The sequence below is a fragment of the Isoptericola sp. NPDC056578 genome (assembly GCF_042793275.1).
GTDB lineage: Bacteria > Actinomycetota > Actinomycetes > Actinomycetales > Cellulomonadaceae > Isoptericola.
This window is the reverse complement of record NZ_JBHTVC010000021.1, coordinates 65,095-75,739: the sequence shown is the minus strand read 5'-3', so window position 1 is coordinate 75,739 and position 10,645 is coordinate 65,095. Positions and strand designations below refer to the sequence as shown.

Annotated in this window: 10 protein-coding genes; 2 read left to right on the top strand and 8 right to left on the bottom strand. The window is 75.6% G+C overall.

Annotated features, from left to right (window positions below):
- Window positions 1-65: 65 nt before the first annotated feature.
- From dusB to ACFQ80_RS10605, 8 genes are all read right to left on the bottom strand, one after another.
- Entirely contained in the window at window positions 66-1,304 is a 1,239-nt protein-coding gene (gene dusB / locus ACFQ80_RS10640; RefSeq protein ID WP_430550050.1) for a tRNA dihydrouridine synthase DusB, read from the bottom strand.
- 76 nt (window positions 1,305-1,380) lie between these two features.
- Window positions 1,381-1,986, bottom strand: a complete 606-nt coding sequence (locus tag ACFQ80_RS10635; RefSeq protein ID WP_430563627.1) for a response regulator transcription factor — start codon at window positions 1,984-1,986, stop codon at window positions 1,381-1,383.
- Window positions 1,983-3,245, bottom strand: a complete 1,263-nt coding sequence (locus ACFQ80_RS10630) for a sensor histidine kinase (RefSeq protein ID WP_430563626.1) — start codon at window positions 3,243-3,245, stop codon at window positions 1,983-1,985. The genes ACFQ80_RS10635 and ACFQ80_RS10630 overlap by 4 nt, the downstream gene beginning before the upstream one ends.
- Window positions 3,246-3,301: 56 nt before the next feature.
- Entirely contained in the window at window positions 3,302-4,111 is an 810-nt protein-coding gene (locus ACFQ80_RS10625) for an ABC transporter permease (RefSeq protein WP_430563625.1), read from the bottom strand.
- Window positions 4,108-5,085, bottom strand: coding sequence for an ABC transporter ATP-binding protein (locus tag ACFQ80_RS10620; protein ID WP_430563624.1), 978 nt, complete (start codon window positions 5,083-5,085; stop codon window positions 4,108-4,110). The genes ACFQ80_RS10625 and ACFQ80_RS10620 overlap by 4 nt, the downstream gene beginning before the upstream one ends.
- 94 nt (window positions 5,086-5,179) lie before the next feature.
- Window positions 5,180-6,736: an aldehyde dehydrogenase family protein gene (locus ACFQ80_RS10615; RefSeq protein WP_430550055.1), complete on the bottom strand. Its 1,557-nt coding sequence runs from the start codon at window positions 6,734-6,736 to the stop codon at window positions 5,180-5,182.
- A complete protein-coding gene (locus ACFQ80_RS10610) occupies window positions 6,733-8,100 on the bottom strand; it encodes a 2-oxoadipate dioxygenase/decarboxylase family protein (RefSeq protein ID WP_430563623.1) in 1,368 nt (455 codons plus the stop codon). The genes ACFQ80_RS10615 and ACFQ80_RS10610 overlap by 4 nt, the downstream gene beginning before the upstream one ends.
- 17 nt (window positions 8,101-8,117) lie before the next feature.
- Complete coding sequence (locus ACFQ80_RS10605) at window positions 8,118-9,308, bottom strand: NAD(P)/FAD-dependent oxidoreductase (RefSeq protein ID WP_430563622.1); 1,191 nt, start codon at window positions 9,306-9,308, stop codon at window positions 8,118-8,120.
- 117 nt (window positions 9,309-9,425) lie between these two features.
- On the opposite strand from ACFQ80_RS10605, the gene ACFQ80_RS10600 reads away from it, so the two are divergent.
- Together ACFQ80_RS10600 and ACFQ80_RS10595 are read left to right on the top strand one after the other, a co-directional pair.
- Entirely contained in the window at window positions 9,426-10,376 is a 951-nt protein-coding gene (locus ACFQ80_RS10600) for a LysR substrate-binding domain-containing protein (protein ID WP_430563621.1), read from the top strand.
- 105 nt (window positions 10,377-10,481) lie between these two features.
- Window positions 10,482-10,631 carry a hypothetical protein gene (locus ACFQ80_RS10595; RefSeq protein WP_429764160.1) on the top strand — a complete coding sequence of 50 codons (150 nt, stop codon included), beginning with the start codon at window positions 10,482-10,484 and terminating at the stop codon, window positions 10,629-10,631.
- The last annotated feature ends 14 nt before the right edge of the window (window positions 10,632-10,645 follow it).

Below are 10,645 nucleotides of genomic sequence, written 5' to 3'. Positions count from 1 at the left end.
GTGCACTACCTCGCGAGAACTCGAACTACCTCGGCAGTTCTCGTGCTACCTCGCGACCGGAGCGGTCAGCCGCCGCTGACGCTGAGCTCGGCCTCGCGCAGCTTCGCCTCGAACTCCGCGTCGAGGTCGCGGGAGTCGAGCCAGCCGTACGGCAGGTGCGGCTGCTTCGGTGAGCCGGCGCGGCCGCGCGGACCCTCGGCGTCCTCGCCCGGGTAGCCCTGCTCCAGGTCGAGGGCGTCGAGCCGCTCGCGCAGCTCCGCCAGCGTGGAGACCATCGCGAGCTCGTGCCGCGCCTCTCCCCCGACGACGTAGCCCTTGAGGTACCAGGCCATGTGCTTGCGCAGGTCGCGCATGCCCTTGCCCTCGTCGCCGTCGAAGTAGGCGATCATCAGCTCGCCGTGGCGGAAGATCGCGTCGGCGACCTCGCGCAGGCCGGGTCGCACGCGCGTCGTCGTGCCGTGGAACGCGGCAGCGAGGTCGGCGAAGAGCCACGGGCGGCCCTGGCACCCGCGCCCGACGACGACGCCGTCCGCCCCCGTCTCGCGCACCATCCGCAGCGCGTCCTCGGCGGACCAGATGTCGCCGTTGCCGAGCACGGGGACGCTGCGCACCTCCTCCTTGAGCCGCGCGATCGCGGTCCAGTCGGCGGTGCCCGAGTAGTACTCGGCGGCGGTGCGCGCGTGCAGCGCCACCGCGGCGACGCCGAGCGACTCGGCGATGCGGCCGGCCTCGAGGTAGGTGAGGTGGTCGTCGTCGATGCCCTTGCGCATCTTCACGGTGACGGGGACGCCGTGCGGCTCGGCCGCCTCGACGGCCGCCCGCACGATGTCGGTGAAGAGCTGCCGCTTCCACGGGAGCGCGGAGCCGCCGCCCTTGCGCGTCACCTTGGGCACGGGGCAGCCGAAGTTGAGGTCGACGTGGTCGGCCCGGTCCTCGCCCGCGATGATCTTCACCGCGGCACCGACCGTGGCGGGGTCCACGCCGTACACCTGGGCGGAGCGGGGCGTCTCGTCGTCGCCGAACGTGACGATCCGCAGCGACTCGACGTTCCGCTCCACCAGCGCGCGGCTGGTCACCATCTCCGCCACGTACAGCCCGGGGTCGTAGCCCTGCGACGCGCCGGCCTCCCGGCACAGCGTGCGGAAGGCCCGGTTGGTGACGCCGGCCATCGGCGCCAGCACCACCGGGGTGTCCACGGTGATCGGCCCGATCTGCAGCGGCGGCAGGACGCGCTCGGCGGCGGGCACAGCCGCGCCGAGCTCTCCGGACGCAGGCGTGCTGACGGGATCGAGGGTGGAAGTCACGTTCCCATTGTCGCAAACCCCGCCGTGCCGGCGCGGTCAGGTTCGTCACGCCGCCCGTCCCGGTCGCGGCGGCGGCTCAGAGCCAGCCGTTGTCCTGCGCGATCCGCACGGCCTCGGCACGCGTCCGGGCGCCCGTCTTGCCGATGGCCGCCGACAGGTAGTTGCGCACGGTGCCCTCGGAGAGGAACGCCTCCGCCGCCGCCTGCGCGACCGTGCCGCCGTCGGCCGCGAGCGCCAGCACGTGCCGCTCGCGCTCGGTGAGGGGGCTCGCCCCGACGGCCAGGGACGCGACGGCGAGGTCCGGGTCGACCGCGCGCAGCCCGGCGTGGACGCGGCGGACGGCGTCGGCGAGCTGCTCGGCGGGCGTGTCCTTGACGACGAACCCGCTCGCCCCGGCGTCGAGCGCGCGGCGGAGGTAGCCGGGACGGCCGAACGTGGTCACGACGAGCGAGCGGCACGACGGCAGCTCGCGGCGCAGCACGGCGGCGGCCGCGATGCCGTCGAGGCCGGGCATCTCGACGTCGAGCAGGGCGACGTCGACGGCGTGCTCACGGGCCGCGTCGAGCACCTCGTCGCCGCGCCCCACCTGGGCCACGACCTCGAGGTCGGGCTCGAGGTCGAGGAGGGCGGCGAGCGCGCCGCGGACGAGGGCCTGGTCGTCGGCGAGCAGCAGTCGGATCACGGGTCGATCCTGGCACCCGCCGGGGCGCCGTCGCGTACCGTCACGGCGAGATGGAAGCCGCCGAGCGTGCCCGGGCCCGTCTCCAGCACCGCGCCGGCCTGCCGGGCGCGCGCGGTCAGTCCGGTCAGCCCGTGCCCGCCGCCCCCGTCCCGTGTCCCCTCCCGTGTCCCCTCCCGTGTCCCCTCCCGTGTCGCCGGCCGGCCGCGGCCGTCGTCCTCCACCACGAGCGAGTCGGCGGTGACGGTCACGACCACGCGCGACGCGCCTGCGTGCCGCAGCACGTTGGTGGTGCCCTCGCGCAGCACCCACGCGAACAGCTCACGCCGGTCGGCGGGGACGACGTCGACGGCGCCGGGGAGGTCCGCCGCGACGCCGGCCGCGTCGAGCGCGGACCGGGTGGCGGCCAGCTCGCCGGCGAGGGTCACGCGTCGTGACCCGGCGACCATGCCGCGCACGTCGGCGAGCGCGCCGCGCGCCAGGTCCTGGATGTCCGCGACCTCGTGCGCGGCACGGGCCTCGGGCGCGGCGTCGGGCCGGTCGGGCGCGCCGGCACGCAGCAGCTTCGCGGCGAGCTCCGCCTTGACGGAGATGACGGTGAGCGAGTGGCCGAGCACGTCGTGCATGTCGCGGGCGATCCGCTCCCGCTCGCGGGCGACGGCGAGGTCGGCGAGCTCCTGCCGTGCGGCGATCAGGCGCCGGTTGCGGTCGATCACCTGCATGAACCCGTAGACAGCGGCGCTGGCCAGGACGACCGCCAGCGCGTTGCCGTCCTCCGTCGCCCAGCCCGGCAGCGCGCGGGGCAGCACGAGCATCACGACGATGCTCGTCACGACGACCCACAGCGCGGCACGGCCGCCGAGGGAGTAGATCGCCGTGACGCACACGAAGACGAGACCCACCAGGCCGTGCTCCTGCGCGGCGAGGCACGACAGGGCGACGCACCCGGCCTGGACCACGATCAGCACGACGGCGGCCCGGCGCGGCACGCGACCCCGGCGCTGCAGGGTCAGCACCGTACCGGCGAAGATGGCGCCCACGCCGAGCACGCCGAGCACGCCGACGACACGCAGCGCGACGGTCTCGGCGTCGAGCGACGCCCTGAACGGCTCCGCGAGAAAGACGACCCAGACGACCGAGACGAGCAGCCCGACGCGCCGCCGCGCCCAGGGCGGCCCGCCGGGAGCGCCGCCCTGGGCGGGGTCGAACGCGGCGCCGCCCGCGGGCTCGGCGGACGGCGCGGCGGGGGACGTCGAGGTCACGCCCCCCACCGTGCCACGCCCGCGCAGGATGCGGGCCGGAGGGTCGGCACAGCCGCTCACACCCGCGCCGTGTCCTTGCGGAACCGCCAGGCGGCGCCCGCCGCGAAGACGGCGGCCCAGGCCAGCACGTTCACGACCGCGGCGACGCCGAGGTCGCCGCCGAGCGGGGCGTGCACGAGCTCGGCCAGGCCGTACGTCGGGAAGAGCTGCGCCACCGTGGCCCACCAGCCGTCGCCGAGCGGCATGAACAGCCCGCCGGCGAAGGACAGCAGCGCCAGCACGGGCCCGAGGATCTGCATGACGTTCTCCGCCGGCAGCAGGTAGCCCATGAACAGGCCGAACGCGGCGAAGACGAGGGAGCCCACCCAGGCCAGCAGGGCGCACAGCACCCAGGCCCCCGCCGACATCCGGGCCCCGGCGACCGCCGCCACCGCGAGGGTGACCACGACGGAGCCCGCGCCGAGGACCATGGCTCCGGCGAGCTTCACCCCCACGTAGACGGCGGGGCGCAACGGCGTGAGGCGCAGCTGCCGCGTCCACCCCTGGGCACGCTCCACGGACACGCCGGCGCCGCCGGCGGTGGCGGTGACCATCGCCCCGTACAGCGCCATCGAGACGGCGATCCACCCGGCGACGTTCCCGTGGCCCGTGCTCTGGCTCACGTCGTCGCCCTGCAGGCCGAAGATGAGGAAGAGGGCCGGCGGCATCACCATCGAGAAGATCAGGGTGCGCCGGTTGCGCAGCGCGCGGCGCAGCTCGACGGCGAGGTAGGCGCGCGCGGCCGTGAGGGGCCGGACGGCGGGCCGGGCCGTGCGGGCGGCCGGGGCCGGCGTCGTCGTGCCGGGGGTGAAGGTCGTGGCGCTCATCGGGTGGCTCCGTCCGTGCTCGGCGCGGCGCCGGGGGCCGCGGTGGTGGTGAGGGCGACGAACGCGTCCTCGAGGTTCTCGGAGGCGACCTCGAGGTCGCGCGCCGCGGTCTGCGTGAGCAGGAAGCGGGCGACGACGTCGGAGTCGGGGGTGCGCACGACGAGCCGCGTCCCGCGGTGGTCGATGGCGTCGACGACGGGCAGGTCGCGCAGCCGGGCGGCGACGGCGGCACGCTCGCCGTCGTCGTCGATGCGGGCGCTCACCGTGCGGCCGGACGCGAGGCTCCTCACCTCGGCGGTCGAACCGTCGGCGACGACCCGTCCGCGGCTGACCAGCACGACGCGGTCGGCGTACGTGTCGGCCTCCTCCAGGTAGTGCGTGGCGAAGACGACGGTGCGCCCGGCGGCGGCGTCGGCGCGGATCGCTGCCCAGAACTCGCGGCGGCCCTCGACGTCCATGCCGGTGGTGGGCTCGTCGAGGAGGAGCAGGTCCGGCTCGCTGACCAGCGCCATCGCGAAGCGCAGGCGCTGCTGCTGCCCCCCGGAGCACGTGCCCACCAGGCGGTCGGCGAGGTCGGCGATGCCGGCCCGCTCCAGGTAGGGCGCCGGGGAGCCGGTGCGGCCGAAGAGCGCCGCGGTGAGCGCGACCGTCTCGGCCACCGTGATGTCGCGCAGCAGGCCGCCCGTCTGCATGACGGCGGCCACGCGGCCGGCGGCGATCGCGTCCGCGGGGTCGGCGCCGAACACCTGCACGGTGCCGGCGCTGGGGGCGCTCAGGCCGAGCACCATGTCGATCGTGCTGGTCTTGCCGGCGCCGTTGGGGCCGAGGAAGGCCACCACCTCGCCGGGGGCGACCTCCAGGTCGATGCCGTCGACCGCGCGGACGGGTCCGGACGGCGACGCGAACTCCTTGCGCAGCCCGCGCAGGCTCAGCGCCGGCGGTGCGGACGATGTGGTGGTGCTCGTCGAGGTCATGCCTCGATCGTCGTCGCCCTGCGCGCTGACCTGCAGGGTCGCCTGTCACGACGTGGCCATGACAACTGTCATGGCCACGCCGCGACGGGAGCCGTCAGCCGAAGTTCACGCCCTGCGCGAGGGGCAGCTCGGTCGAGTAGTTCACGGTGTTGGTGACGCGGCGCATGTACTGCTTCCACGAGTCGGAGCCGGACTCGCGGCCGCCGCCGGTGGACTTCTCGCCGCCGAACGCGCCGCCGATCTCCGCCCCGGACGTGCCGATGTTGACGTTGACGATGCCGCAGTCGGAGCCCACCTCCGACAGGAACGTCTCGGCCTCCCGCACGTCGAGCGTGAAGATGGCGCTGCTCAGCCCCTGCGGGACGTCGTTGTGCAGCGCGATGGCCTCGTCGAGCGTGTCGTAGGTGAGCACGTAGAGGATCGGCGCGAACGTCTCCCGGCGCACGACGTCCGTCTGCCCCGGCATCCGCACCAGCGCGGGCGAGACGTAGGCCGCGCCGGGCGCGCCGTCCACGTCCACCGCCTCGCCCCCCACGACGACCGTGCCGCCGTCGGCGCGCGCCTCGTCGAGCGCGGCGAGCATCCGCTCGCGCGCCCCGGCGTCGGTGAGAGGCCCGACGAGCGTGCCGTCGGCGCGCGGGTCGCCGACCGGGAGCCCGGCGTAGACGGTCTCGAGGCGCCCGACGAGATCGTCCACCACGGACGAGTGCACGACGAGGCGGCGCAGGCTGGTGCACCGCTGGCCCGCCGTGCCCGCGGCGGCGAAGACGATGCCGCGCACGGCGAGGTCGAGGTCGGCGGACGGCGCGACGACGGCCGCGTTGTTGCCGCCGAGCTCCAGCAGGTACCGGCCGCCGCGGCCGGCGACGACGGGCGCCACCTGCTGGCCCATGCGCTCCGAGCCGGTGGCCGACAGCAGCGCGACCCGGCGGTCCGCGACGAGCGCCTCCCCCGCCTCGCGGGCGCCGAGCACGACCTGGCTCACGGCCTCGGGGAACCCCGCCTCCGCGAGCGCCCGCCGCAGCAGCGCGTTCGACGCGAGCGCGCTCAGGGGCGTCTTCTCGCTCGGCTTCCACACGACCGTGTCGCCGCAGACCAGCGCGACGGCGGTGTTCCAGGACCACACCGCCACGGGGAAGTTGAACGCGCTCACCACGCCGACGACGCCGAGGGGGTGCCACTGCTCCATGAGCCGGTGCCCGGGGCGCTCCGACGGCATCGTGCGGCCGCCGAGCGACCGCGACAGGCCGACCGCGTAGTCGCAGACGTCGATCATCTCCTGCACCTCGCCGAGCGCCTCGGAGGTGATCTTGCCCGCCTCGATGGTCACCAGCTCGGCCAGGTCGGCCTTGTGCTCGGTGAGCAGCTCGCCGAGGCGGCGCACGACGCCGCCGCGCACCGGCCCGGGCACCGAGCGCCAGGTGCGGAAGGCCTCCGTCGCGGCGGTGACGGCGGCGTCGACGTCGGCCGCGCCCGCCTCGGGGAGCGTGAGCAGGGCCTGGCCCGCCAGCGGCGAGACGACGGCCAACCCGCCCTCCGCGGGGGCGGCGGGGACGTCGGCCCCGATCCGGGCCAGGGCCGCCAGCGCGGCGTCGCGCAGCTCGGCGCCCAGGGTGCCCGTGGCGGGGGTGGTGGTGTCGATGGTGGTCATGCGTCGGCTCCCGTGCTCGTGGTGGTGGGGACGGCGGGCGTCGCGGCCAGGGTCTCCGGCGCGACGCCGAGGCGCTGCGCGGCGGAGGTGAGCGAGGCCGCCACCTGCGCCGCGTAGAGGTCGAAGGGGTCGAACAGCTCGCGCCCGACGGCGCCGGCCATCCAGTCGGCGTCGCGCTCCTCGCCCGCCTGGCTGGCGTCCTTGGAGCCCTCCTCCGTGAGGTTCGACTGGAAGATGCCGGCGGCGGAGCGGGGCAGGAAGTCCTCGTAGACGATCGGCTCGCGACGCACCCCGGCGGGCCCGGCGCCGTCGTCGGACACCTCGTAGGTGAACCAGCCGAGGCCCTGCTCGACCAGCCCGGCCTCGCTGTCGGGGAAGGTGCGGCGCCACACCTCGGGCGTCGCGCCCTCGACGACGGCGGCGTCGTACCGCGCGCGCCCCTCGCGGGTCAGCGCGATCCCGCGCGCCTCGACCTCGCCGAACCGCACGCGCAGGGAGTCCTGCACGACCTCGCCGTCCGGCGTGCGGAACGTGCGCGGCTCCGCGAGCGCGCGGAACGACGTCTGCCGCAGCAGCACGTCCGGCCCCTCCCACAGCGGCGGGCCCTGGATGGCGTCGATCATCGTGATGCCGCGCGCCTCCATGCGGGCGTACAGGTCGTCGATGTCGAGCACGCGCGGGGTGAGGTGGTTGATGTGCGTGGACGGCACGCCGCCGATGTCGGCCGCCACCGCCGAGACGGCCTCCAGCTCCCGGTACCAGGCCTGGTCGACGGGCTCGCGCCCCAGCTCGAACGCGGCGGTCGCGCGGCGCAGGAACTCCGCGGCGTCGCCGGCGCCCAGGCCGCCGTCCGCCTCCGCGCGGTCCGCGAGCGCCAGCAGCTCGGGCCCGAACAGCGTCCGCCTCGTCAGGAACGTCTCGAGGCGCTCCTGCAGGTCGGCGCTGAAGAACCGCCGGTCGGACGGCACGAGCATGGACGTGAAGACGCGGAACGGGTTGCGCGCCAGCTCGGCGCGGTCGGTCGGTCGGAAGGCCGTCGAGATGACGGGCACGGAGGACGACGACGCGTCGCGCAGGTCGTAGAAGCCCACGGGGTGCATCCCCATCGCGCCGAAGATCCGCGCGACCTGCTGCAGCTCCGCGGGCGTGCCCACGCGGATCGCCCCGTGGCGCTCGGCCGTGACCCGGTCGATGGAGCCCAGCCGCTCCGCGTCGGCGCCACGGGCGCGCACGACGTCGGCGTTGACGTCGTGGGACACCTCGAGCAGCGTCGTGTAGGCGGGCACCTCCCGCCCGTACATGTCGGACAGCGAGCGCGCGAACGCGGCCCGGAGCTGCCACGGTGCGAAGAAGTCGGTCGTCACGGTGCGTGCGTCCTCTCTCAGATGATGTTCGCCTCGGTGCGCGACCGTCGCGCCCCGAACCGCCCGGCGTCGAACGCGGACACGTCGACACCGCGTGCCGCGGGCGTCCCCGCCCGCCCGAGGTACAGGTCGGCCACGGCCTCCCCCACGGCGGGCGCCTGCAGGAAGCCGTGCCCGGAGAACCCGCAGGCGTACAGCACGCGCGCCCCGCCGGGGCCGGCCGGCGCCTCGCCGATCAGCGCGTCGTGGTCCGGCGTGAGCTCGTAGAGCCCGGCCCAGCCCCCCGTCAGCGGGGCATCGGCGAGCGCCGGGGTGGCCCGCGCGACCAGCTCGCGCAGCCACGGCTCCCACCCCGGGTCGTAGGCGGTGTCGAAGCCGACCGGGGTGTCCGGCTCCGAGGCGCCCAGCAGCAGGGTGCCGCGGGCGTCCGCGTTGTGCAGGTAGAACGTGGTGCCGAAGTCGATGGTGAACGGCAGGGTCGGCGGCGCGGGGTCGAGCGGTCCCGTGAACACGATCTGGCGCCGCACCGGGTCCACGGGCAGGTCGACGTCGGCGATCGCGCCGACGTCGCGGGACCAGGCCCCGGCGCACACGACGACGGCGGGCGCGGTGACGGCCCCGCGCGGCGTCACCACGGTGAGCCGGCCGTCCGCCTCGGTGTCGACGGCGGTCACCGGCGCGCCCGTCACGACGCTCGCGCCGTGCCGGCGCGCGCCGTCCGCGTACCCCGCCACGACCGCCGCCGGGTGCGCCCAGCCGTCCCGGGGTGCATAGGCCGCGCCCGCGTAGGCCGTCGCGGACAGGTACGGGTTGAGGCGGCGGGCCTCGGCGACGGTGAGCAGGCGGCTGTCGACGCCGAGGTCGCGCTGCATCGCGACGGACCGTCCGAACAGGGCGACGTCGTCGTCGGTGGGCAGCGCGAAGAGGTAGCCGGTCTGGCGCAGCCCGACGTCGGCACCAGGGCGGGACCGGAAGTCCTCGAACAGCTCGAGGCTGCGGTGGCCGAGCGCGACGTTCGCCGGGTCGGAGAACTGCGCGCGCACGCCCCCGATCGGCTTGCCGGAGCTCCCGCGGCCGAGCTCGCCGGCCTCGAGCAGCACCACGGCCGCCCCCGCCTCCGCGAGGTGGAAGGCCACGGACGCCCCCATCACCCCGCCGCCGACGACGACCACGTCCGCCCGCGACGGCACCGCCTGGGACCGCTCCACCCGACCTCCTCGTCGACCTGCTCGTGCGCCCATCGTGGACCGGGACGAGCGTCCAGCACCATCGAAGGTTCGTCGCCGTAACCGTGCAGGGACTCTGCACGGTTGTAGCCTGGCGAGATGGACACCGGTGCGGCCGAACCGCCGGGACGCGACCTCCCCTGGTCGGGGCTGCGCGCCCTGCGCGCGCTCGCCGACCACCGCACGATGACCGCCGCCGCCGCGGCCCTGGGCTACACGACGGGCGCCGTCTCGCACCAGCTCGCGGCGCTCGCCCGGGCGGTGGGCACGGAGGTGGTCCGGCCGCACGGACGGGGGGTCGCGCTCACCGAGGCCGGTCTCGCGCTCGCGGAACGGGCCGAGCCGCTCCTCGCGGCCCAGCGCGACGCGCTCGACTCGGCCCGCGCGGCGAGCGGCGACGCGTCGGGCACGGTGCGCGTCGGCGCCTTCGCGACGGTCGCCGCCAGCCTGCTGCCCCAGCTCGTCGCGCGCCTGGCGGCGTCGCACCCGCGCATCACCCTGGTCGGGATCGAGCTCACGGTCGACGACGTGGCGGGCGCGGTCCGACGCGGCGACGTCGACCTCGGGCTCGGGCTCGACTATCCGGGCGCGCCCATCCCCCGGCTCCCCGGCACGGCCCTGCGCCCCCTGCGGACCGAGCGGTTCGAGCTGGTCTCCACGCCCACCTCGGACCTGCCCGCACGCCTCCACCTCGCCGACCTCGCCGAGATGCCCTGGATCCTGCCCCCGTTGCCGACGCACTACGGCGCGGCGGTGCGGGGCGCCTGCCGTGCCGCGGGCTTCGAGCCCCGCGCCGCGCACGAGGTGAACGACACCTCCACGACGCTCGCCCTGGTGGCGCAGGGGCTCGGCGTGACGCTGGCCACGCCGATCATGCTCACGCTGCGCCCTGCGCACGACCTGCGCACCACCACCCTGTTCGACCTCGTGGAGCGCGAGATCGTGCTGCTCGAGCCGTCGACGGCGCCCCGCCGTCCCGCGGTCGAGGAGGTGGCCCGCACCATCGAGGCCGTGGTGCACGGGACAGGGCGGTTCACGACCGGGTTGTGAGGGGCATCACGGGCGAAGCCGACAACGCGCGTGTATCGGGAATGCGTGCCAACATCGTCGCGATCGCGTCGCCGCACGGGTGGCGCGAAGAGACTGGAGGTCCCCATGCCCGCATGGCTCATCCTCGTTCTGGTCGGCGTCGTCCTCGTGATCCTCGGGGTCGCGACGAGCATCGGCCAGTTCCTGATCTGGCTCGGCGTCATCGTCCTGGTCGCGAGCCTCGTGCTCGGACTGGTCCGGCGAAGCCGCACCTGAGCGAGCAGCGTCAG